Raw genomic sequence first — 22,102 nt, forward strand, 5'->3', positions numbered from 1 at the left:
GGGGGCCATCATCCACTGTGCGGGATACTTCCCGGCGGACTTACTTCGCCAGGATTCCGTCGATCTGGCCCATGGCCTCCTTCATGCCTTCCTCCATGCCCATCTCCAGCATCTTTTGCATCTGCTCGGTGTTTTCAAACGTGGTGGTGATGGTCATGGCGGTGCGCCCGCCGCCGTCAACAATCGAGACTTCCATGAGCGCCTGGCCCATTTCCTCAACCCGCTTGCCGTCGTCGTCGGCGAATCCGTCGTTCAGCGCCAGCCGGGTGGGGCCGTCGACCGAGGTGAACTGCCACCAGCCGCGCGCCTTCGTCCCGTCCGGGCCGGTCATGTAGTAGTCGGCCTGGCCGCCGGGATGGAAGTCGTACGTCTCAAACGTTGCCGGCCAGGTGGGCGGCCCCCACCAGCGCTCCAGCTGGCGCGGGTCCTCCCAGATCTGCCAGACGCGTTCGACGGCGGCCGGAAACTCTGCGGTGATGGCGAGGGTGAGTGCCTCGGGACTTTTGATGGAACTGGTGACGGTCATGATGGTTCCTTTGCTTGGGCTCCGGGGGCTTGGCCCAGGAGGTCCGTAATCCGGGCGGCGCGCTGCCGCCAGATTTCCTCATATTCATCGAGCAGCCGGCGGGCCAGGGCCAACCCGTCCGGATTTGCCTGGACCAGCTGCTCACGTCCGCGCTTTTCCTTGGTGACAAGGGTTGCGCGTTCCAGTACGGCCACATGTTTTTGGACCGCGGCAAAGCTCATGGCGTAGAAGGTGGCGAGTCCCGACACGGACATGGGGCCGGCGGAGACCCGCCGGACGATGTCGCGGCGGGTGGCGTCCGAGAGGGCCTGGAACAGGCGGTCCACGACGTCTTCACTGAGCTGATCTACAACCATTTGGTTGCACATTACTCCCGTCGAAAAACCATGTCAAGGACTTTTCTCAAGGCGCGCCCGCGAGGCAGCCAGAGGCCGGCCCGGTGCCTTTCCGCGAGCATGTTTGGATGGGGCGCGCTTTGCATCTTTCGGCACCTTGAATGAGGCACGCAAAACCATTGCCGCGGCAGCCCTCGAGTCCTAGCCTTGACCCGTGGGCTCCGACAGCCGTCATTGAGCCCCTTGAATGTATGGAGATTCTGCAATGCACAAGCACTTTATCGGAGTGTCAATGGTGGTTGTGGTGGCATTTGTCGCCGCGATTACCGGTGCCGGCGCCGCAGACGCCGCCCCGACACCCACCTCGAAAACAATCCCGAATTCACAACCTGGCTGGCTCACCCACGGCAAAAACCTCGGTGCCGCCTCCCAGAACGCCCCCGTCAATGCGCGCGTCTACCTCGCGCCCAACGGTGGGGTCAGCGCATTGGAAGCCGCTGCGAAGGCAGCCTCCAACTCCAACCAGTACCTCACACCGGCCCAATACCACGCACAGTTTGACGCCACCGACGCAGCAGTCAGCGCCGTCAGCAACTGGCTGACGGGCTCTGGCCTGAAGGTGAGCGTGGAGGCGAACCACCGCTACGTTGACGCTGCGGGCAGCGTTGGCGCGGCCAACAAGGCCTTCAACGTCAAGATCTCCAAGTACAGCCACGACGGTCTGACCGTTCAGGCCCCCACGGGACCGGCCAGTGCGCCAGACAATGTCGCGGCATCAGTTATTGCCGTCTCGGGACTGGACACCACGGTCTCCGTGGTCGCACCGGCAACGAAGAAGCCCTCGCCTCCCAGCGACGGCTTCCGCAACGCGCCGGTCTGCTCGCACTGGTACGGGGACCAGACCCCCGCCACGCTTCCCACCCCGGATGGAACCGTCATGCCACAGCTGAACGGGGCAACGCTGCCCTACGCACCGTGCGGCTACACGGGCCCGCAACTGCGCGGCGCCTATGAAGCCGGAGCCCCCGCAGGCCTGGACGGCCGCGGCGTGACCGTGGCCATCACCGATGCCTATGCCTCCCCGACCATCGAGGCAGACGCCAACCGCTACGCCGTCGACACCGGCGACCAGCCCTTCACTGCCGGCCAGTACTCCCAGGTCCTGCCCAACGCCTTCACCCAGGTCAACGCCAACAAGTCGCCGCACCAGTGCGACGCGTCCGGCTGGTACGGCGAGCAGACCCTCGACGTCGAGGCCGTCCACGCCATGGCCCCGGCAGCCAACATCCGGTACTACGCCGGCAAGAGCTGCCAGGATGCAGACCTGCTGGACACCTTCTCCCGCATCAACGATGAAGGCATCGCCAACATCGTGACGAACTCGTGGGGCGGCTTGGGCGATGCTGTCAGGCCGGCACTTTTCCAGGCGTACGAGATGGCCTTCCTTCAGGGTGCAGTCCAGGGCATCAGCTACGTGTTCTCCACCGGCGACTCCGGCGATGAGGTTGGCAACCTCGGCACTCCGGAGACCGACTACCCGGCCTCGGACCCGTTCGTCACCGGCGTCGGCGGCACCTCAACCGCCATCACCACGGCGGGCGTCACGGGCGAAACCGGCTGGCAGACCACCAAGTACTCCATCACCAATGGTGCCTGGACCCCGTCCATCGCATTCCAGTACGGCGGCGGGGGCGGCTACTCCTCCAACATCCCCGAACCCGACTACCAGCTGGCGGCCGGAATCCAGAGCCCCAACGGCGGCCGCGCGCTGCCGGACGTGTCCATGGACGCCGACCCCACCACCGGCATGCTCGTCGGCCAGACGCAGGGCTTCGGCAAGACGGCTTCCTACGACAGCTACCGGATCGGCGGAACAAGCCTCGCCTCGCCGCTGTTCGCGGGCATCACCGCGCTGAAGATCCAGGCCAGCGGCCACGGACTGGGCCTGCTCAACCCGAAGATCTACACGGACCATTCGGGCTTCCACGACGTCTCCGGCGCCGGCATCGACGCCGGCAACATCCGCGTCGATTTCGCCAACGGGGTGGACGCCGGCGGCGGCTACCTCTACTCGGTGCGCTCGTTCAACACCACCAACACCACGCTGTCGGTCGGAAGCGGTTGGGACAGCGAAACCGGCTGGGGCAGCGCCCGCGCCGGCTGGCTCACCCCGGCACAGTAGGGCACCATCCACCAAGCACGAAACGGCAGGGGCCGGCAGCACGCCGGCCCCTGCCGCCTGCCGTGCAGCCCGGCGCCCAAGGTGCCGGACGCCAAGGCACCCAAGGTGGGGCGGTCCGGCGTCGTGCTTAAAGGCAGGCGCAGGGAAACCAGGTGAATGCGGGCAAGAATCGGCGGGACGGCTAAACTGGGAACCATCATGACTAACGCTGCCTTAATCCCCCTTGTCACCGCTGAAACCCCTGTCCGTGTGCGGTTCTGCCCGTCGCCCACGGGAACGCCCCACGTGGGCCTGATCCGCACCGCCCTGTTCAACTGGGCGTATGCGCGCCACACCGGCGGGAAGATGATTTTCCGCATCGAGGACACCGACGCCAAGCGCGACAGCGAGGAAAGCTACCTCCAGCTGCTCGACGGCCTGAAGTGGCTGGGCATCACCTGGGACGAGGGCGTTGAGGTGGGCGGGCCGCACGAGCCGTACCGCCAGTCGCAGCGCGGGGACATCTACGCCGGCGTGATTGAGAAGCTGGTGGCCGGCGGGCACGCATATGAGTCGTATTCCACACCCGAAGAGGTGGAAGATCGTCACAAGGAGGCCGGCCGGGACGTTAAACTTGGATACGACAACTTTGACCGTGACCTCACGCCCGAGCAGATTGCTGCTTTCAAGGCGGAGGGCCGCGCGCCGGCGCTGCGACTTCGCATGCCGGATGCCGACATCACGTTCACCGACTTGGTCCGGGGCGAGATCACCTTTAAGGCAGGATCAGTCCCGGACTACGCCATTGTCCGTCCCAACGGTGCGCCGTTGTACACGCTGGTCAACCCCGTGGATGACGCCTTGATGGGCGTCACCCACGTGTTGCGCGGCGAGGACCTGCTCTCCTCCACACCCCGCCAGATCGCCCTGTACCAGGCGCTGTTCGAGGTGGGCGTGGCCGAGTACATGCCGCTGTTCGGCCACCTGCCCTACGTCATGGGCGCCGGCAACAAGAAGCTCTCCAAGCGTGATCCCGAGGCGAGCCTGTTCCTGCACCGCGACAACGGCTTCATCCCCGAGGGCCTGCTGAACTACCTGTCGCTGCTGGGCTGGTCGCTCTCCGCCGATGAGGACATCTTCACCGTGGCGCAGCTCGTGGAGAAGTTCGACATCCACGACGTCGTGGCCAACCCGGCCCGCTTCGACATCAAGAAGGCCGAGGCCATCAACGGCACGCACGTGCGCATGCTTGAGGCCGGCGACTTCCGCAACCGCCTGGTCCCGTACCTGCAGGCCGCCGGGCTGGTGGGGGAGACGCTGACCGATCGTGAGAACGAGATCCTCGACGAGGCCGCCCCGCTGGTCCAGGAGCGCATCACCCTGCTGGGCGAGGCGCCTGAGATGATTGCCTTCCTCTTCAAGAAGGACGACGCCGTCGACGTCGCCGAGGATGCCCTGAAGGGCATGCCGGAGAACCTGGCCGAGGTCCTGGATGCCGCACTGGCCGCCCTGGAGCCCCTCGAGCCCTGGGACGCCGAGTCCATCCAAGCCGCGCTGAAGGGCGCACTGGTGGAGGGCCTGGGCATCAAGCCGCGCTTCGCCTTCGGCCCAGTCCGCACGGCCACGTCGGGCCGGAAGGTTTCGCCGCCGCTCTTTGAGTCCATGGTGATCCTGGGCAAGGAATCCTCGCTGACCCGCCTGCGCGCGTTCCGGGGCTAGTTCCTTGACTTCTTCCGCTTTGCACAACACCCCTGGCTCCGCCCGTCTCCCGGGCCGGGTCAGGGGTGTTTTGTTTGACATCGACGAGACCATCGTGGACCTCTACAAGGCCATGGCTGATGCCATGGTCGCCGCGTCCGCCCACCTGCTGCCCGGCCACGGCGACGCCGACTGGGAACAGTTCGCCGCCATCTACATGGCCGACGCCGAGGACTACTACGACCGCTATGTGGCCGGCGAGTTCACCTTCAACGAGCAGCGCGGCCTGCGGGCCCGTGCCGTCTTCGCCCGCCTCGGCGTCCCCTTTGGTGCGGACGCCGAGGAACAGTGGATCGAGGACTTTGAGAGGGCCCAGCCGCTCTCCATCCGCGCCTTCGAGGACGTTGTGCCCGTCCTCGATGCTCTGGACGCCGCAGGGATCGCCTACGGGGCCGTCAGCAACAACGTCCACGACTACCAGCGCGCCAAGCTGGACCAGGCCGGCCTGCAGCGGATCTCCGTCCTGGTGGGCATCGACACGGTCGGCGTCTCCAAGCCGGCGCCGGAGATCTTCCTGGAAGGCTGCCGGCAGATTGGGCTGGCGCCGGGGGAGGTGCTGTATGTGGGGGACAACTTCATGGTCGACGGCGTTGGCTCCGTCCAGGCCGGCCTGCACGGCATGTGGTTGAACCGGCTGGGGCAGGAGGTGCCCGCCTTCGGTGGCGGCTCTTCCCTGGGCGGCGGCGCCTCCGCGGGCGGGGAGGCTGCGGCAGCTGACGCGGCGGCCCAGGTCGCCGTCGTGTCTTCGCTGGCTGAAATCCCCGTGCTTCTGGGGCTTTCAGAGCCCGCGAAGCAGGTGTGACGCACGACTCACCGAAAAGCGGCCTTCTCGTTTTGGACTTCCGGAAAGAGTCCGGTATAGTTTTATCCCGGCGCGAGGGCCGCTGAAGGGCCGGGGAAACCCGCTCACTTCAACGGCAGAACGCAGCCATTGGGATATGGTGTAATTGGCAACACATCGGTTTCTGGTACCGACATTCTAGGTTCGAGTCCTGGTATCCCAGCGCTTGCAAAAGCCGCCTTCCATTTGGCGGATGAAGCAAACTTCAGCTAGTATTCTGAAGTTCGTTTCGTCAAAAATGAATGTATTAGGGCCCCATCGTATAGCGGCCTAGTACGCCGCCCTCTCACGGCGGTAACGCGGGTTCGAATCCCGCTGGGGTCACAAGCAAGGCCGGGAAGCTGAAAAGCTTCCCGGCCCTTTTTGCATTCCCCGAAAGCATCCCCTTAGGAAAACGGGGTTGGCGGCCAAACTGGGGTTTGAGTGACGACTGCGCCGACTCGGAAAAGTGATCCCGATCCCGCCTTCTGAAGCCGGGATCCCGGGATCAGGAAGCGGGATCGGGATCATTTCCGGACGCAGGTGAGTCTAGGCGTGGAAAAGGACGGCGTTTCCGGGATCGGACGTGCCTATACCCCCGTCCGATTCCGGAAACACCGTCCGTTTTGGCTCCAGCCTTCCGCCCTGCCCCCTCTGGTGCCGTTCTGGCCCGTGCCAGCCCGTCCGATCCCGCAAACTCCGTCCCTTTTGGCCGCAAGCCCCGTTTTGGCTCGCACCAACCCTACGCAGCAGCCAGCCAGCAACCCAATACAACCCCCGCCACAACAATTTGGCACCGGATCGCCAGCAATAGCCTGAATCCCGGCCCGCAACTGGCATGATGAAGCTGTGAACCCCACCGAATCGCGCCACCCCGGCTCCAACCACGCAGCCGCGGAGCAGGAAGCCGCCGTCGAGCTCCTGGAGCGCGTCCGCACGGAACTGGCCGGACTGGGCCTCCCCCTGGAGCTGCCCACCGCGCAAGAGGCCCGGACCACGGCGGCCAACGCCCTCGGCCAGCTGGACGACTACATCCTCCCGCGCTGGCGCAGCCTCGACGCCCCGCTGCTCGCCGTCGTCGGCGGCTCCACCGGCGCCGGCAAGTCAACGCTCGTCAACGCCCTCGTCGGCCACCCCGTCACGCGCTCCGGCGCCATCCGCCCCACCACGCGCCAGCCCATCCTGCTCCACCACCCGCAGGACGCAGACTGGTTCACCTCCACCCGCGTCCTGCCCACACTGCGCCGCATCCAAGGCGAAATCGTCAAGGGCGGCACCCCTGCATCCAAGGCCGGGGCAGCCCCGGAGGCAGGGGCCATCACCTCGCTCGTCCTGGTGGGGGATGAGGCGGTCCCGCAGGGCATCGCCATCCTGGACGCCCCGGACGTGGATTCCATCTCTGACGACAACCGCCAAATGGCCGGCCAGCTCCTCGCCGCCGCGGACCTGTGGCTGTTCGTCACCACCGCCAACCGCTACGCCGACGCCGTCCCGTGGAAGCTCCTCCTCGACGCCGCCGGACGCGACATCACGGTCGCCGTCGTCCTGGACCGCGTCCCCGCCGGAGCCGAGCAGGAGATCGCCGCGGACCTCCACGCCATGCTCATCCGCGAAGGCCTCGCCGGAGCCCAGCTGTTCGTGGTCCCAGAGGCCACCCTCAACGAGCTCGGCATGCTCCCCGCAGACTCCGTCGCCCCCATCCACACCTGGCTCGCCGGCATCAGCGAGGACGCGGCCGGCCGGGCGGAAATCGTCCGCCGCACGCTCAATGGAACGGTGCGTTCACTCTCGGACCGGCTCACCTCGCTGGCCGGCGCCGTCCAGGACCAGAACGACGCCGGAGCCCAGCTGGGCGATGACGTCCGCGCCGCCTTCGCGGACGCCGGGACGAGGATTGGCCAGGCCACCAGCGACGGCACCCTCTTGCGCGGGGAGGTCCTGTCACGCTGGCAGGACTTTGTTGGCACAGGTGAGTTTTTTAGGGCCGTCGAGACCAACATCGGCCGCGTCAGGGACCGGATCGGCGCCTTCTTCAAGGGCCAGCCGCCGCCCGCCGTCAAGGTGGAGACCGCCATTGAAACCGGGCTGCAAGCCGTGATCCTGGACCAGGCCGCCCGGGCCGCGGAAGACGCAGACCAGCGCTGGCGGGCCGATCCCGCGGGCCGCCAGCTGCTGGGCACCGACGACCTCTCCGGCACCACGGCAGACTTCCCGGCCGAGGTAGCCGCGGAAATCCGGGCCTGGCAGGGCGGGGTCCTGGCTCTCATCCGTTCCGAGGGATCCTCCAAGCGTTCCCAGGCCCGCTGGCTCTCGTTCGGCGTCAACGGCCTTGGCGTTGCACTGATGATCGTGGTCTTTTCCTTCACCGGGGGACTCACGGGAGCCGAGGTTGGCATCGCAGGAGGCACCGCCGTCGTGGGCCAAAAGCTGCTCGAAGCCATCTTCGGCGAGGACGCGGTCCGCCGCCTGGCCAAGCACGCCAAGGACGACCTCGACCAACGCTGCGCCACCCTCCTGGAACGCCAGCAACAGAAATTCCTGGACAGGCTCGCACCCGTGCAGGCCGACGCGCAGCGCCTGGAGGGCCTCGCCGCGCAACTTGCCGACCTCGGAAAGGGCACGAACGCATGAGCCGGCACCGCCAAGACCGCGCCGAATCCACGCTGGCCCGGCAGCTCGTCGCCCTCAACGAGGCCCGCGAACTGGGCGAGGGCCGCCTCGACGACGCCTCACTGCAGGACGTCTATGACGTGCTCGAGCGGGCCACCGAGCGCCGCTCGCTCAGCGCCGATCACACCGTGGTGGGTTTTTTCGGCGCCACGGGCAGCGGGAAATCCTCGCTCTTCAACGCGGTGGCGGGCACGTTCGCGGCCACGGTCGCCGTCCGCCGCCCCACCACCAGCGAACCGCTCGCCATGGTCTGGGGGATGGAGGGCAGCGCGCCGCTGCTGGACTGGCTGGAGGTTGCCGACCGCCGCGAGGGCGCCCCGGTTCCCGGCCTGATGGACGACGCCGGAGGACTGGTTTTGCTTGACCTGCCGGATTTTGATTCGGTGGAGTTGGGCAACAGGGCCATCGTGGAACGGCTGGCCGGGCAGGTGGATGTGCTGGTGTGGGTCATGGACCCGCAAAAATACGCCGACGCGGCCATCCACAACGATTTCATCCGGGCCTTCTCCTCGCATGCCGATGTCACGCTCGTGGTGCTCAACCAGATCGACCGCCTGGACCCCTCAGAGGTCAAACCTGTGCTGGAATCGCTGTCAGCCATTTTGGACCGCGACGGGCTGCGCAACGTCAAGATTTCCGGTGTCTCGGCCACCACGGGGGAGGGCATTCCAGAGCTGCGGCAGCGGATCGCCGCCGTCGTGAAGGCCAAGGCTGCCAAGTCCGCACGGCTTGCGGCCGATGTTGCCGTGGCGGCGCAGCGCCTGGCCGACGCCTCCGGTGACGGCGTTGCAGCAGGCGTGCACCAGCAGGACCGCAAGGCGCTGGCGGCCGGGCTGGCCGGGGCCGTCCATGTGGAGACAGTGGTCTCGGCCGTGAAGACGTCATACCAGTTGGAGGCCACGCGCCGCACCGGTTGGCCGGTGACCCGGTGGGTTTCGCGCTTCCGCAAGGATCCGCTCCGGCGCCTCAGCCTGCGCCGCGAAGGCACCTCCGAGGTCAACCGGACGTCGCTGCCTCCCGCGGGTGCCTCGGAGCAGGCCCAGATTGACTCATCCGTGCGCGAGTTTGCCGATGCCGCCAGCGCGGGCGCATCCGGACCGTGGCGTGCCTCCATCCGGGCCGCGGCACGCAGCAACCGTGACCAGCTGCCCGACGCACTGGACCAGGCCGTCGCAGGCACGGACCTGAAGGCCAACACCAGGGCGTGGTGGTGGCCGGTGTTCTCGGTCATCCAATGGCTCGCGCTGCTGGTTGCCGTCGGCGGTCTCGTGTGGCTCGGCGTGCTGGCCGTGCTCGGATACCTGCAGCTGCCGGTGCCGGAGACCCCCAAGGTGGAGGGCTGGCCACTGCCCACCCTGATGCTGCTCGGGGGAGCGGTGCTGGGCATTTTCCTGGCGGTCACCAGCAAGTTCATTGCACTGGCGGGGGCCAACGGCCGTGCGGCCCAGGCGCGCAGGAGGCTGCGCGAAAGCGTCGCCGAAACGTCGGAGGCTCTGGTGGTGGATCCCACCGAGGCCGAGGTAGCCGCCTCGCGCGCCTTCGCCGAAGCCCTCAAGAACGCCCGCTAGGACAAAGCTGGCTTCCCCGCCCCGCCTTCTCGACGCTGTCGCACCATTGGTGGCTTTTTCCTTGACGCTGTCGCAGCAATGGCGGTTATTCTCTCAACGCTGGCGCAGCCGGCGGTGGCTCAATTTTCCGCAATGCCGGTGCAAATCAGGCGAAGGCGGCCATGGCCTCCTGGCACTTGAGCAGCGTGCGCAAGTTGCGGGTCGTCGTCGTGCTTTTGTAGCGCGGGCGCGCAGTGAGCTTGCTGAACGGGCTGTCCAGGGTGCCGCCGGCCTTCGCAGGCCACGCAATCGCTTCGGGGCTGAGCCTGGCAAATTCGACGCCGGCGATCTCGCCGCCGTGCCGGGCCAGCTCGTCGAGGACGGCCGGAACGGAGGACAGCGTCACGTAGCTGTGGGTGGAGGCGTCGTCGGCGGGCCAGGGACAGGCCGCGATGATGGCATCGAGCTGGGCGGCCGTGGTCACGACCACCCAGGCGTCGTAGCCGAAGCGTTCGCGGAGCAGGGTTTCCACCATGACCTTGAGCTTCGCGGCGGTGCCGTCGAACGCGCAAACCACGTTCCCGGACGCCAGCAGTGTCTTGGTGCGGCCAAGTGGCAGGGTGGCGAGCGCGGCGCGGAGGTCAGCCATTTTCAGGTTGATGCCGCCCACGTTGATCCCGCGCAGGAACACTGCATAGTTGGTCATGGGAAAACAATACTCGTCGCTAAGGTGGACGTAGCTACATTCCGTTCTGGGGGAGGTCACATGAACGCTTCGCTGTTGAGACAACGATTGATATTTCCACTTTTGGTGGCGTTGACGTTGGGGCTCATGGGCATGACACCTGCGGTGGCGGCAGGGACGCTGTCCGCGCCGGTTCCGGCCATTTCCGGTTCGGCGGCGGTGGGCAAGAGACTGACGGCGTCGCCTGGGAAGTGGACCTCGGGGACGTCCTTGAAGTACCAGTGGTACCGATCAGGGACAGCAATTTCCAGGGCGACCGGATCCTCACTTGCCCTGGGCGCTGCGGACCGAGGCAAGCTGATCTCAGTGCGGGTGACCGGCTCAAAGCCTGGGTTCAAGACGGTTTCCAAGACAAGCAGGACGACGGCGGTCGTGGCCACGGGGACGCTGTCGGCCCCCGTGCCGACAGTTTCCGGTTCGGCAGTGGTGGGTAAGAGACTCACTGCGTCGCCTGGGCAATGGACGACGGGTACAACGCTTAAATACCAGTGGTACCGATCCGGTGCGGCAATTTCCGGGGCGACCGGGTCATCATTGATGCTGGGTGCGGCGGACCGCGGCAAGACCATCACTGTGCGGGTGACGGGATCGAAGTCCGGGTTCAAGTCTGTGGCGAAGATGAGCAAGGCTACGGCGTCCGTGGCTGTGCCGTCGTTGGCGGCACCGGTGCCGGCCATTTCCGGTTCGGCGGCGGTGGGCAAGAGGCTCACGGCCGTGCCCGGGAAATGGACCGCGGGTACAACGCTGAAGTACCAGTGGTATCGATCGGGGGCAGCAATTTCCGGGGCGACCGGCTCCTCACTTGCCCTGGGCGCTGCGGACCGGGGCAAGGCGATCTCAGTGCGGGTCACCGGTTCAAAGTCAGGCTTCAAGTCGGTGGCGAAGACCAGCCGGGCGACCCCGGCTGTGGCGACGGGGACGCTGTCGGCCCCCGTGCCGACAGTTTCCGGTTCGGCAGTGGTGGGTAAGAGACTCACTGCGTCGCCTGGGCAATGGACGACGGGTACAACGCTTAAATACCAGTGGTACCGGTCCGGTGCGGCAATTTCCGGGGCGACCGGGTCATCATTGATGCTGGGCGCGGCGGACCGCGGCAAGACCATCACTGTGCGGGTGACGGGATCGAAGTCCGGGTTCAAGTCTGTGGCGAAGATGAGCAAGGCTACGGCGTCCGTGGCTGCGCCGTCGTTGGCGGCACCGGTGCCGACCATTTCGGGTTCGGCAGCGGTGGGCAAGAGGCTCACGGCCGTGCCAGGGAAATGGACGACGGGTACAACGCTTAAATACCAGTGGTACCGGTCCGGTGCGGCAATTTCCGGGGCGACCGGGTCATCATTGATGCTGGGCGCGGCGGACCGCGGCAAGACCATCACTGTGCGGGTGACGGGATCGAAGTCCGGGTTCAAGTCTGTGGCGAAGATGAGCAAGGCTACGGCGTCCGTGGCTGCGCCGTCGTTGGCGGCACCGGTGCCGACCATTTCGGGTTCGGCAGCGGTGGGCAAGAGGCTCACGGCCGTGCCAGGGAAATGGACGGCGGGTACAACGCTGAAGTACCAGTGGTACCGATCGGGGGCGGCAATTTCCGGGGCGACCGGCTCCTCACTTGCCCTGGGCGCTGCGGACCGGGGCAAGGCGATCTCAGTGCGGGTCACCGGTTCAAAGTCAGGCTTCAAGTCGGTGGCGAAGACCAGCCGGGCGACCCCGGCTGTGGCGACGGGGACGCTGTCGGCCCCCGTGCCGGCCATTTCCGGTTCGGCGGCGGTGGGCAAGAGGCTCACGGCCGTGCCCGGGACGTGGACGTCGGGAGCCACCTTGAAGTACCAGTGGTACCGCTCGGGAACGGTGATATCCGGGGCGACTGGCCCGTCGTTGACCCTGGGTGCGGCTGACCGCGGGAAGACCATCACGGTGCGGGTGTCGGCGACGAAGTCCGGGTATGCCTCGGCAGCCAGGACCAGCCGGGCGACCCCGGCTGTGGCGACGGGGACGCTGGCGGCCTCCGTGCCGGCCATTTCCGGTACGGCGGTTGTGGGCAAGAAGCTCACGGCCGTGCCCGGGACGTGGACGTCGGGAACCACATTGAAGTATCAGTGGTACAGGTCAGGCGCGGCAATTTCCGGGGCGACGGCCTCCACAATGACCTTGGGTTCTGCAGACCGTGGCAAGACCATCACGGTCCGGGTGACGGGGTCGAAGTCCGGGTATGCATCGGCAGCCAGGACAAGCCGGGCGACTGCCGTCGTGGCTGCACCGCCGCCGAAGGTTCCCTCATTATCCGATCCCATGGTCTCGGAATCACTCAAGCTGGTGAACGACTACCGCGCCAAGAACAAACTCAAACCGTTGAAATGGAACCCGGGCCTGGCCACGTGGTCGCAAAAATGGGCCGACCACCTTTACATGGACTTTGCCTCACCGCGCTGGAGCGGAAACTGGCACAACCCCACCTTCTACACCAACTATCCGGCCGGCTGGTCAGGCGCCGGGGAAAACGTAGCCCTCAACACAAGCGCGAAGACAATGTTTAGCTTTTGGGTGAGCTCCCCGGCACACCGGGCCAACATGCTCAACCCCAATTTCACGGACTTCGGGTTCGGCTACACACGCTACACATCGGGTGACTACGCGGGCCTTGCCATTGGGGTGCAAAACTTCGCCCGCTACTGAACCGGCAAGACCTGCGGCCCGGCCAAGACCGCGGCGCTGCAAGACAAGCCGCAGTCGAGGCAGCGCGGTCAGGGGCAGGTTTTGCCGATGGGCAGGTGGAGAGTTTCGACCTGCTCGCCGTGCTTGACGGTGAGGGGCACGCAGGCCGGGGCATCGAGCCAGAAGCAGCCGGGGTACACGAGCCACTCCGCATTGTCCGTGTTGGCCGTGCAACCGGGGGAGTGAAGAGAATCAGCCAGCGTGTAGCCGGAGTTCGACCAGCCAATTTTCATGTGCCCGCGAAGTTCGGCGGGAACCTCCAGCGTGAAAGACCGGCCTGCCTTCAGGACCAGCCCGACCTTGGAAAGATGGAGGCCCTGGTAGCTGGCCCCGCCGACCCACTGGATGATGGTCCCACCGGTGGCGGAGGCGCTTATGTACACGAGGTCCGGGACGCCGATGGCGTCGGGTCCCGCGAGCTTGGCAGCCGCCGGCCCTGAACCGATCGGGTTTCCGCATTCAAAGGGAAGTGAGGGTCCGACGGCGTGCGGCGCAATGTCCGTGCCTGGCGCCGAGCTGGACCCGGAAGCTTCGACGGAGACCGAGGTTCCAGCCGACCCGGTCGGGCCGGGCACCGGAGTTGCGGTGCAGCCCGGGACCAGCAGCGCTGCCACGGCAGCGGCTGCCATCAATGCGCCCGGAAACCGGCCGCCGGATTTGCGTCCCATGACCGCACCCTAGTCCTGTCCGGCAGGCACAAACAACTGTGGCGCACCAGCTGCAGGCCATGCAACCAATGTTGGTCGGGCATGCGGCAGGTGCGCCACAGGTCGGAGATGGGGTCGGTCAGGAGCTCTTGCGCAGGGCCTCGGTCAGGATGCGGGAGGCGTTGCACACGATCTCTGCGTGCAGGCGGCCGGGCTGGCGGGTCAGGCGCTCGATGGGGCCGGAGATGGAAACGGCGGCGATGACCCGGCCGGAGGGGCCGCGCACAGGTGCCGAGACCGAGGCGACCCCAGGCTCACGTTCGCCGAGGGACTGGCCCCAGCCGCGCCGTCGGACGCCGGCCAAAACGGTGGGTGTGAAGCGGGCGTTGTGCAGGCCCTCCAACAGGCGCTCGTGGTCCTCCCAGGCGAGCAGGACCTGGGCTGCGGATCCGGCCTTCATGGTCAGCTGCGTGCCGACCGGAATGGTGTCGCGCAGGCCGATGGGGCGCTCGGCCGAGGCCACGCACACGCGGGAATCGCCCTGGCGGCGGAAGATCTGGGCGCTCTCGCCGGTGGAGTCGCGAAGCTGCAGCAGAACGGGTCCCGCAGCGGCAATGAGCCGGTCCTCGCCTGCGGCCGATGCCAGCTCGACGAGCCGGCTGCCGAGCACAAAACGGCCCTGCATGTCGCGGCTGACCAGCCGGTGGTGTACCAAGGCCAGTGCCAGCCTGTGCACGGTAGGCCGGGCCAAACCAGTGGCTGCAACAAGCTGAGCCAGGGTGGTAGGGCCGGCTTCCAGTGCATCAAGCACAAGGGCCGCTTTATCGATGACGCCAACGCCACTAGAATTGTCCATGTAATGATATTGACGTCTCAGCATGTGAGATGCAAATCGGCTGGCTGGCTTCAGCGCCAAACTGGCTGGGACAGTAGGACTATACAAACCAACGAACCCGCCGCGTGGCCTGCAAAACGGCGCCGCGGAACACGGGTTCAACTTTAGGAAGGGAGCTGCTGTGAGCGAGTCATCCACACCCGACGCAGTAGCGGTGGCACCGTCTGCCCCGCGCAAAGAAGCGAAGACGCTGGCTGAAAAGGTATGGCGTGACCACGTCGTGCGCCAGGGTGAAGGCGAAGGCGATGCCGCACAGCCGGACCTCCTGTACATCGACCTCCACCTGATCCACGAGGTCACCTCGCCCCAGGCCTTCGAGGGCCTGCGCCTGGCTGGCCGCCCGCTGCGCCGCCCCGACCTGACGATCGCCACGGAGGACCACAACACCCCCACGCTGGCCATCGACAAGCCGATCGCCGACCTCACCAGCCGCACCCAGATCCAGACGCTGCGCAACAACTGCGCCGAGTTCGGTGTCCGCCTGCACTCCCTGGGCGACGCCGAGCAGGGCATCGTCCACGTGGTGGGCCCGCAGCTGGGCCTGACCCAGCCCGGCATGACGGTTGTCTGCGGCGACTCGCACACCTCAACCCACGGCGCAGTCGGCGCACTGGCGTTCGGCATCGGCACCTCCGAGGTGGAGCACGTCATGGCCACCCAGACGCTGCCGCTGAAGCCGTTCAAGACCATGGCCATCAACGTCGAGGGCACGCTGCGCCCCGGCGTCACCTCCAAGGACATCATCCTGGCCATCATCGCCAAGATCGGCACCGGCGGCGGCCAGGGATATGTCCTGGAATACCGCGGCTCCGCCATCCGCGCACTGTCCATGGACGCCCGCATGACCGTCTGCAACATGTCCATCGAGGCCGGCGCCCGCGCCGGCATGATCGCCCCCGACGAGGTCACCTTCGAGTACCTCAAGGGCCGCGCCCACGCACCGGAGGGCGCAGACTGGGACGCCGCCGTCGAGTACTGGAAGTCACTCACCACTGAGGACGACGCCGAATTCGACGCCGAGGTCTTTCTGGACGCCGACACGCTGGAACCGTTCGTCACCTGGGGCACCAACCCGGGCCAGGGCGTCTCGCTGAGCGACACCGTCCCGTTCCCGTCCGACTTCGGCGACGAGAACGCCAAGGCCGCCGCCGAGCGCGCCCTGACCTACATGGACCTGGAAGCCGGCACCCCCATGAAGGACATCCGTGTTGACACGGTCTTCCTGGGCTCCTGCACCAACTCCCGCATCGAGGACCTGCGCGCAGCGGCGGACATCATCCGCGGCCGCGAAAAGGACCCGAACATTCGCATGCTCGTGGTCCCCGGCTCGGCACGGGTCCGCCTGGAAGCAGAAGCCGAGGGCCTGGACAAGGTGTTCCTGGACTTCGGTGCCGAGTGGCGCTTCGCCGGCTGCTCCATGTGCCTGGGCATGAACCCGGACCAGCTGGAGCCGGGCGAGCGCTGCGCGTCCACGTCCAACCGCAACTTCGAGGGCCGCCAGGGCAAGGGCGGACGCACGCACCTCGTCTCCCCGGTCGTGGCAGCCGCCACCGCCATCCGCGGAACCCTCAGTTCGCCGTCGGACCTCGAACCTGCCCTCGCCGGCACCGTAGCGTAAGGAGCTCACCATGGAAAAGTTTTCCTCCCACACCGGCATTGGTGTCCCGCTGCGCCAGAGCAACGTCGACACCGACCAGATCATCCCCGCCGTCTACCTCAAGCGGATCACGCGCACCGGCTTCGAGGACGCATTGTTCTCGAGCTGGCGCAAGAACGAGGACTTCATCCTGAACCAGGAGCCGTACAAGGCCGGTTCGGTGCTGGTTGCCGGTGCCGACTTCGGTACGGGTTCCTCCCGCGAACACGCCGTCTGGGCGCTGAAGGACTACGGTTTCAAGGCCGTGCTCTCGAGCCGCTTCGCCGACATCTTCCGCGGCAACTCCGGCAAGCAGGGCCTCGTCGCCGCCGAAGTCGCCCAGGATGACATCGAGCTGATCTGGAAGGTTCTCGAGCACGCCCCGGGCACCGAGGTCACCGTCGACCTGGTCGCGAAAATGGTCACCGCCGGCACCGTCGTGGCGCCGTTCCAGGTGGACGACTACACCCGCTGGCGCCTCCTCGAGGGCCTGGATGACATCGGCCTGACGCTGCGCAACGAACCGGACATCACCGCGTTCGAGGCCACCCGCCCGTCCATCAAGCCCACCACGCTGCCGGCAAAGTTCTAACGCCGCCCGCGCAGCGATCGCCGGTCCGTCCCTTCCCCGGGGCGGGCCGGCTTTTGCCGTTTCTGAAGCACGACGCCGGGACCTCGCCTTGCGCTGCCGGCCGGACTTGGGCAGTGCCCCGCCACCGGGGCAGCCGATTCATCTCCGGGGCAATTATTTCTGCCGCGGGGCAGACATCGTGATGCGATGTAGGTTCACAGGTGGCGGATCACGTTTTCTGCCCCCATCAGCTGTGTTGCTGCGGGCTTCAGTGCCGCAGGGGTTCGCCTTGGGGCAGGCCAGCCTCTGTCAGCAGCCTGATCAGCCGTTGCGGATTGCGAATGTCTTCCCACAGCCAACGGACCACCTTGTATCCTTTGGCTCGGAGTCGGTCCTCACGCTTCTTTTCCTCAACCACCACCTCCGACGGCGTCTTGCCCTTGAGGTAGCGCTGGGCAGAGTATTTCTCGTAGCCGTCAAATTCGCCCAGAAGCTTGAACTCTTCCCAATCAAAGTCTGGGAAGCCAATTCTTCCTCGGGAATCGTTGAACTCCTTTTGGAGCGCCGGTGCCGGGAACCCGTTGAGGATCATGACTGCCCTGCTCAATGATTCCCCGGCGGACCCGGACAATCCGTTTGCAAACTCCAGCACCCGTTCCACCCGCCTGCGTTGTGTTTGGTTGGGCAGCAAGGCCACGCTGGCCAGAACATCTTCTCGTGTGAACAGTCGGGTCCCGTTGAGAGGGGCGTCAGGCAAGGGTTTCGCCAAGAGCACGCGGTCCATGGCTGGCAAGGCTTGTGTAAAGGGCAGGCGCAAGGCAAGATCCCTGGCCGTTTGCGGCGGTGGGGTCATCCGCAGTCCGGATAACTCCCACGGGGCCGGGTCGCCCACAATGGCATTTGCCCGGATGATCCCTGCACTGCTTTGGCCGCCACTTCTCCCAGGCGACACCACGGTGTAGATGGAGCCTGGGATGTGGATGATGGGCAGCCCCATGATTTGGGCGGCCGATTCACGGGAGAACACAGGAGGTGTCAGTGCCAGCTCATGGACGGCCTGAATAGTTACACGGTATTTTTCCCATGGAGCCAGCGACGCCCATAACTTTGCTGGCAAGTACAGCCCCCTGCGAACACGGTATAGCTCACCTGACTTTGCCAGTGCCGCCACTCGTCGGAGCCCGTACTCTTCCATGAGCTTGCTCTCCGGCCTGATGAATTCGGGAACTTGGAATCTTGTCATGTTTCAAGGCTTGCCCAGCCCCGCCCCCGACGGGAGGGTCCCGAGCCCGAATGTGGACAGTCCACCCGCTGGGGCGTCCTGTGGAGGAAGCAACAGGCCAGTCTGGCGGCGGGATGTGGCTGCTGGTGGGCATCAGGGGGCAGCTAATGCACCGCGGGGGCAGATAACGTGATCCGCCACAGGGCAACAGGCGGCGGATCGCGTTATCTGCCCCCGCGAGTCTTGTTGCACGTGTGGAACGGTGGCGGATCGCGTTATCTGCCCCTGGCCGGTGTTCCGCTACAGGAGCTGACCCACGGGAGCCCGCGCCGCGGGCCGGTCATGCGTACCGCAGTGCCGCCCCGCCGCCCATCTCACAGAGAACGCCTGCGCAAGCGAGGCATCCGCCACATCCCCGCTGTGCTTTTACGCTTCCCGCGCCGGAGAAACTATGCTTGACGCAGGCCCCGGACCATACTGGGGCAGGACCCCGGCGAGTGCCGGGATGCGCCCGCGGGCACGGGAGTACCCCGGCCGGCCCGGCGGGCAGAGTTTGGAACAGAGGATTTAGGTGACGATGAGCAGAATTCTGACAGTCCGTGGTGGTGTTCCACTCAAGGGACGTGTGCAGGTGCGCGGTGCCAAAAACCTCGTCCCCAAGGCGATGGTGGCGGCAATTCTGGGCAATTCGCCCTCAACGCTGCGCAATGTTCCGGAGATCAAGGACGTCGAGGTGGTGACCTCGCTGCTGCAGATCCACGGCGTCACTGTGGACAAGGACCCCGTCACCGGCGACCTGACCATGAACCCGGCCAACGCCAAGAAGGCCTCCAGCGCCGAGATCAACACGCACGCCGGCGACTCCCGCATCCCCATCCTGCTGTGCGGGCCCCTGATCCACTCGATCGGCCACGCCTTCATCCCGGACCTTGGCGGCTGCAAGATCGGCGACCGCCCCATCGACTACCACCTGGAAGTCCTGCGCCAGTTCGGTGCCGTCGTGGACAAGACCGCCAGCGGCATCTCCATCTCCGCACCCACGGGCCTGAAGGGCACCAAGATCAACCTGCCGTACCCCAGCGTCGGCGCCACGGAACAGGTACTCCTCTCGGCCACGCGCGCAGAAGGCATCACGGAACTGACCGGCGCCGCCACGGAGCCGGAAATCATTGACCTGATCGCCATCCTGCAGAAGATGGGCGCCATCATCTCCGTCCAGACGGACCGCACCATCCGCATCGAGGGCGTCACCGAGCTGACCGGATACGACCACACCGCCCTCCCAGACCGCAACGAGTCCGCCTCCTGGGCCTCGGCGGCGCTCGTCACCGGCGGCGACATCTACGTCGAGGGCGCCAGCCAGCGCGACATGATGACGTTCGTGAACACCTTCCGCAAGATCGGCGGCGGCATGGACATCCAGGACGACGGCATCCGGTTCTACCACAAGGGCGGCGCCTTGAAGCCGCTCGTCCTGGAAACGGACGTCCACCCGGGTTTCATGACGGACTGGCAGCAGCCCCTCGTCGTGGCGCTGACCCAGGCGGAGGGCGTGTCCATCGTCCACGAGACCGTCTACGAAAACCGCTTCGGCTTCACCGAGGCCCTGCGCCGGATGGGTGCCAGCATCCAGCTGCACCGCGAATGCCTCGGCAGCATCCCGTGCCGCTTCGGCCAGCGCAACTTCATCCACTCGGCCGTGATCTCCGGCTCCACCCCGCTCAAGGGTGCGGACATCCACGTCCCGGACCTGCGCGGCGGCTTCAGCCACATGATCGCAGCCCTCGCAGCCCAAGGCACCTCCACGGTCACGGGCATCGATGTCATCTCCCGAGGCTACGAGCACTTCACGGCCAAGCTGGACGGCCTCGGCGCCGACTTCGACGTCCACGAATCCAAGTAGCCAGCCAACCACCCCAAGCCAAGCACCCGACACGAGCACCCGAGGCGGATCACCACAGTGGCAAACCAGAAGCGGCCCTTCAAGCCCCACAGCATGGCGCTTGGCACGCGCATGTTCTTCGCGCTGCTCGCCGGAGTCGCGCGGCCCCTCATGAACGTCGTCATCGGCAAGGAATGGCACGGCCTGGACAAGCTGCCCCGCGACGAGGGCTTCATCGTGGTCCCCAACCACTGCACCGAAATCGACCCCATCGTCGTCGGCCACATGCTCTACAACCAGAACATCATGCCGCACTTCCTCGCCAAGGACGGGCTCTTCAAGACCCCCGTCCTCGGCGCGGCCCTGCGCGGCGCCCACCAGATCCCGGTGGAGCGCAGCGGTGCGGGCGCCGGCAAGTCGCTCACGGCCGCGCAGGAAGTGCTCGACGGCGGCGGCGCAGTTGTGATCTACCCTGAAGGAACGCTCACCAGGGACCCCGAGCTGTGGCCCATGAAGGGGCGCACCGGTGCGGCCAGGCTCGCCCTGGGCACGGGCGCCAAGGTGGTGCCCGTGGTGCACTGGGGCGCCCAGGAAGTGTTCCCGCGCTATGCCAAGGGGTTCAAGGTTTTCCCGCGCAAAAAGGTCAAGGTGGTCGTCGGCGACCCCGTCGACCTCAGCGAATTCAACGGCCACGACGCCGACAAGGCCACCCTGGAGGCCATGACCGAGAAGATCATGGACGCCATCACGGCCCTGCTTGAGGAGCTCCGCGGCGAGAAGGCCCCCACCCCGCGCTGGGACCCCGCCGCGCACCACCAGTCCAGCCACGGCCGCTTCGTCGAACGCGGCGCTGACGCCCAGGCCCCTGCGCGGGACACCGGGGCAGCCAAGACCAACAACACCGGGCACGACGCCGGAACAACAGATAAAGGGGACGTCCAGTGAGTTTCGTGGATGGCATTGCGCCGGTCAAGACAGCAGTTCTGGGTGCCGGCAGCTGGGGCACCACCTTCGCCAAGATCATGGGGGACGCCGCCGCAGGCACCGACCGCAAGATCGTCCTGTGGGGCCGTCGCCAGGAAGTCGTCGACCAGATCAACGACCACCACCGCAACCCGCGCTACCTCTCCACCACGGAGCTGCCGGAGAACATCTCCGCCTCCACGGATGTTGCCGAGGTCCTCAAGGATGCCCAGCTGGTTGTCCTGGCCGTACCCGCCCAGACGTTGCGCGAGCAGCTTCGCGGGTGGGCCGGGCTCATTGCCGAGGACGCCGTCGTGGTCAGCCTGATGAAGGGCCTGGAGCTGGGCACGGACCAGCGCATGTCCCAGGTCATCGCGCAGGAGCTGAACCTCACCGAGGACCGCATCGTGGTGGTCTCCGGGCCCAACCTGGCCATGGAGATCGCGCGCCAGGAGCCCACGGCATCCGTTGTTGCGTGTGCCAGCGAGGCCACGGCCAAGTGGGTTGCCAACGTGTGCAAGCCCAGCTATTTCCGCCCCTACACCATCAACGATGTGGTGGGCGTGGAGATTGGCGGCATCGTGAAGAACGTGATCGCGCTGTGCGTGGGCATCTGCGAGGGCCAGAAGGTTGGCGACAACACCAAGGCCTCCGTCATCACCCGCGGGCTCGCCGAGACAACGCGGCTGGCCCTCGCCCTGGGCGGGCGTGCCGAGACCATGGCCGGGCTGGCCGGGCTGGGCGACCTCGTGGCCACCTGCTCCTCTTCCCTGAGCCGGAACCACACCGCCGGGCGCATGCTGGGCGAGGGTCTCACGCTCGATGAGGTCAACAACCGCATGACGCAGACCGCCGAGGGCATCAAGTCCGGCCGCGCCGTCTCGGACCTGGCCGCGAAGGTTGGCGTTGACATGCCCATCACCAACGCCGTGGTGGGCGTGCTTGAAGGTAAACTGACTGTCGATGATCTGGGCCCGCTCCTCCTGGCCCGCCAACTGAAATCCGAAGGCGATTAAAC

The 22,102-nt window shown here is 66.3% G+C and carries 19 protein-coding genes and 2 tRNA genes; 13 read left to right on the forward strand and 8 right to left on the reverse strand.

All coding sequences use genetic code 11. The features are described from left to right. Positions 1 to 40: 40 nt before the first annotated feature. Together JOF48_RS14075 and JOF48_RS14080 are read right to left on the reverse strand one after the other, a co-directional pair. Complete coding sequence (locus tag JOF48_RS14075) at positions 41 to 526, reverse strand: SRPBCC family protein (RefSeq protein WP_209681652.1); 486 nt, start codon at positions 524 to 526, stop codon at positions 41 to 43. Beyond that, positions 523 to 882, reverse strand: coding sequence for an ArsR/SmtB family transcription factor (locus JOF48_RS14080; RefSeq protein WP_209681654.1), 360 nt, complete (start codon positions 880 to 882; stop codon positions 523 to 525). The genes JOF48_RS14075 and JOF48_RS14080 overlap by 4 nt, the downstream gene beginning before the upstream one ends. Positions 883 to 1,126: 244 nt before the next feature. Here JOF48_RS14080 and JOF48_RS14085 point away from each other — a divergent pair, with 244 nt between their 5' ends. The 7 genes from JOF48_RS14085 to JOF48_RS14115 all read left to right on the forward strand — a co-directional run bounded on the left by JOF48_RS14085 (position 1,127) and on the right by JOF48_RS14115 (position 9,838). Beyond that, entirely contained in the window at positions 1,127 to 3,043 is a 1,917-nt protein-coding gene (locus JOF48_RS14085) for a S53 family peptidase (protein WP_209681656.1), read from the forward strand. A 198-nt stretch (positions 3,044 to 3,241) separates the two neighbouring features. Next, positions 3,242 to 4,741, forward strand: a complete 1,500-nt coding sequence (gene gltX / locus JOF48_RS14090; RefSeq protein WP_209681657.1) for a glutamate--tRNA ligase — start codon at positions 3,242 to 3,244, stop codon at positions 4,739 to 4,741. Positions 4,742 to 4,811: 70 nt separating this feature from the next. Beyond that, complete coding sequence (locus tag JOF48_RS14095; protein WP_245346549.1) at positions 4,812 to 5,582, forward strand: HAD family hydrolase; 771 nt, start codon at positions 4,812 to 4,814, stop codon at positions 5,580 to 5,582. 130 nt (positions 5,583 to 5,712) lie between these two features. After that, positions 5,713 to 5,784, forward strand: a tRNA-Gln gene (locus JOF48_RS14100). Between the two features lie 88 nt (positions 5,785 to 5,872). Next, positions 5,873 to 5,945: transfer RNA gene (locus tag JOF48_RS14105), tRNA-Glu, on the forward strand. A 504-nt stretch (positions 5,946 to 6,449) separates the two neighbouring features. Continuing rightward, positions 6,450 to 8,231 (forward strand): dynamin family protein, encoded by a 1,782-nt coding sequence (locus tag JOF48_RS14110; protein ID WP_209681662.1) that lies wholly within the window; start codon positions 6,450 to 6,452, stop codon positions 8,229 to 8,231. Further along, positions 8,228 to 9,838 carry a GTPase gene (locus JOF48_RS14115; RefSeq protein ID WP_209681664.1) on the forward strand — a complete coding sequence of 537 codons (1,611 nt, stop codon included), beginning with the start codon at positions 8,228 to 8,230 and terminating at the stop codon, positions 9,836 to 9,838. The genes JOF48_RS14110 and JOF48_RS14115 overlap by 4 nt, the downstream gene beginning before the upstream one ends. A 145-nt stretch (positions 9,839 to 9,983) precedes the next feature. On the opposite strand, the gene JOF48_RS14120 is transcribed toward JOF48_RS14115, so the two are convergent. The 3 genes from JOF48_RS14120 to JOF48_RS14130 are packed head-to-tail and all read right to left on the reverse strand — an operon-like array spanning position 9,984 to position 12,847. Beyond that, positions 9,984 to 10,523, reverse strand: coding sequence for a DUF1697 domain-containing protein (locus JOF48_RS14120; protein WP_209681665.1), 540 nt, complete (start codon positions 10,521 to 10,523; stop codon positions 9,984 to 9,986). Between the two features lie 56 nt (positions 10,524 to 10,579). Beyond that, positions 10,580 to 12,607 (reverse strand): hypothetical protein, encoded by a 2,028-nt coding sequence (locus JOF48_RS14125; RefSeq protein WP_209681667.1) that lies wholly within the window; start codon positions 12,605 to 12,607, stop codon positions 10,580 to 10,582. Positions 12,608 to 12,649: 42 nt separating this feature from the next. After that, positions 12,650 to 12,847, reverse strand: a complete 198-nt coding sequence (locus tag JOF48_RS14130) for a hypothetical protein (RefSeq protein ID WP_209681669.1) — start codon at positions 12,845 to 12,847, stop codon at positions 12,650 to 12,652. On the opposite strand from JOF48_RS14130, the gene JOF48_RS14135 reads away from it, so the two are divergent. After that, a complete protein-coding gene (locus tag JOF48_RS14135) occupies positions 12,846 to 13,229 on the forward strand; it encodes a CAP domain-containing protein (RefSeq protein WP_209681670.1) in 384 nt (127 codons plus the stop codon). The genes JOF48_RS14130 and JOF48_RS14135 overlap by 2 nt on opposite strands. Before the next feature lie 68 nt (positions 13,230 to 13,297). Here the strand turns inward: JOF48_RS14135 and JOF48_RS14140 are convergent, their stop codons facing one another. Together JOF48_RS14140 and JOF48_RS14145 are read right to left on the reverse strand one after the other, a co-directional pair. Continuing rightward, positions 13,298 to 13,936, reverse strand: a complete 639-nt coding sequence (locus JOF48_RS14140) for a hypothetical protein (RefSeq protein ID WP_209681672.1) — start codon at positions 13,934 to 13,936, stop codon at positions 13,298 to 13,300. A 118-nt stretch (positions 13,937 to 14,054) separates the two neighbouring features. Further along, entirely contained in the window at positions 14,055 to 14,771 is a 717-nt protein-coding gene (locus tag JOF48_RS14145) for an IclR family transcriptional regulator (RefSeq protein WP_203315162.1), read from the reverse strand. A 193-nt stretch (positions 14,772 to 14,964) separates the two neighbouring features. Between JOF48_RS14145 and leuC the strand changes: the two genes are divergently transcribed. Both leuC and leuD read left to right on the forward strand, forming a co-directional pair. Beyond that, a complete protein-coding gene (gene leuC, locus JOF48_RS14150; RefSeq protein WP_209684575.1) occupies positions 14,965 to 16,428 on the forward strand; it encodes a 3-isopropylmalate dehydratase large subunit in 1,464 nt (487 codons plus the stop codon). A 10-nt stretch (positions 16,429 to 16,438) separates the two neighbouring features. Beyond that, positions 16,439 to 17,038, forward strand: a complete 600-nt coding sequence (gene leuD, locus JOF48_RS14155) for a 3-isopropylmalate dehydratase small subunit (protein ID WP_209681674.1) — start codon at positions 16,439 to 16,441, stop codon at positions 17,036 to 17,038. A gap of 247 nt (positions 17,039 to 17,285) precedes the next feature. Here the strand turns inward: leuD and JOF48_RS14160 are convergent, their stop codons facing one another. Further along, the gene (locus tag JOF48_RS14160; protein ID WP_209681676.1) at positions 17,286 to 18,212 is read right to left on the reverse strand and encodes a hypothetical protein; all 927 of its coding nucleotides are present in this window, start codon (positions 18,210 to 18,212) and stop codon (positions 17,286 to 17,288) included. A gap of 604 nt (positions 18,213 to 18,816) precedes the next feature. Here JOF48_RS14160 and murA point away from each other — a divergent pair. The 3 genes from murA (at position 18,817) to JOF48_RS14175 (ending at position 22,100) form a co-directional block, all read left to right on the forward strand. Further along, positions 18,817 to 20,142 carry a UDP-N-acetylglucosamine 1-carboxyvinyltransferase gene (murA, locus tag JOF48_RS14165; RefSeq protein ID WP_209681678.1) on the forward strand — a complete coding sequence of 442 codons (1,326 nt, stop codon included), beginning with the start codon at positions 18,817 to 18,819 and terminating at the stop codon, positions 20,140 to 20,142. Between the two features lie 93 nt (positions 20,143 to 20,235). Beyond that, positions 20,236 to 21,066 carry a lysophospholipid acyltransferase family protein gene (locus JOF48_RS14170; RefSeq protein ID WP_209681680.1) on the forward strand — a complete coding sequence of 277 codons (831 nt, stop codon included), beginning with the start codon at positions 20,236 to 20,238 and terminating at the stop codon, positions 21,064 to 21,066. Next, positions 21,063 to 22,100, forward strand: coding sequence for an NAD(P)H-dependent glycerol-3-phosphate dehydrogenase (locus tag JOF48_RS14175; protein ID WP_209681682.1), 1,038 nt, complete (start codon positions 21,063 to 21,065; stop codon positions 22,098 to 22,100). The genes JOF48_RS14170 and JOF48_RS14175 overlap by 4 nt, the downstream gene beginning before the upstream one ends. Positions 22,101 to 22,102 lie beyond the last annotated feature (2 nt).

This window comes from Arthrobacter stackebrandtii, from assembly GCF_017876675.1.
GTDB lineage: Bacteria > Actinomycetota > Actinomycetes > Actinomycetales > Micrococcaceae > Specibacter > Specibacter stackebrandtii.

Coding starts and splice junctions, on each gene's coding strand:
- JOF48_RS14080 (WP_209681654.1), bottom strand. CDS start 882: ATGGTTGTAGATCAGCTCAGTGAAGACGTCGTGGACCGCCTGTTCCAG.
- JOF48_RS14170 (WP_209681680.1), top strand. CDS start 20,236: ATGGCGCTTGGCACGCGCATGTTCTTCGCGCTGCTCGCCGGAGTCGCG.
- murA (WP_209681678.1), top strand. CDS start 18,817: ATGAGCAGAATTCTGACAGTCCGTGGTGGTGTTCCACTCAAGGGACGT.
- gltX (WP_209681657.1), top strand. CDS start 3,242: ATGACTAACGCTGCCTTAATCCCCCTTGTCACCGCTGAAACCCCTGTC.
- JOF48_RS14120 (WP_209681665.1), bottom strand. CDS start 10,523: ATGACCAACTATGCAGTGTTCCTGCGCGGGATCAACGTGGGCGGCATC.
- leuD (WP_209681674.1), top strand. CDS start 16,439: ATGGAAAAGTTTTCCTCCCACACCGGCATTGGTGTCCCGCTGCGCCAG.
- JOF48_RS14075 (WP_209681652.1), bottom strand. CDS start 526: ATGACCGTCACCAGTTCCATCAAAAGTCCCGAGGCACTCACCCTCGCC.
- JOF48_RS14115 (WP_209681664.1), top strand. CDS start 8,228: ATGAGCCGGCACCGCCAAGACCGCGCCGAATCCACGCTGGCCCGGCAG.
- JOF48_RS14135 (WP_209681670.1), top strand. CDS start 12,846: ATGGTCTCGGAATCACTCAAGCTGGTGAACGACTACCGCGCCAAGAAC.
- JOF48_RS14085 (WP_209681656.1), top strand. CDS start 1,127: ATGCACAAGCACTTTATCGGAGTGTCAATGGTGGTTGTGGTGGCATTT.
- JOF48_RS14145 (WP_203315162.1), bottom strand. CDS start 14,771: ATGGACAATTCTAGTGGCGTTGGCGTCATCGATAAAGCGGCCCTTGTG.
- JOF48_RS14130 (WP_209681669.1), bottom strand. CDS start 12,847: ATGGGATCGGATAATGAGGGAACCTTCGGCGGCGGTGCAGCCACGACG.
- JOF48_RS14160 (WP_209681676.1), bottom strand. CDS start 18,212: ATGGAAGAGTACGGGCTCCGACGAGTGGCGGCACTGGCAAAGTCAGGT.
- JOF48_RS14140 (WP_209681672.1), bottom strand. CDS start 13,936: ATGGGACGCAAATCCGGCGGCCGGTTTCCGGGCGCATTGATGGCAGCC.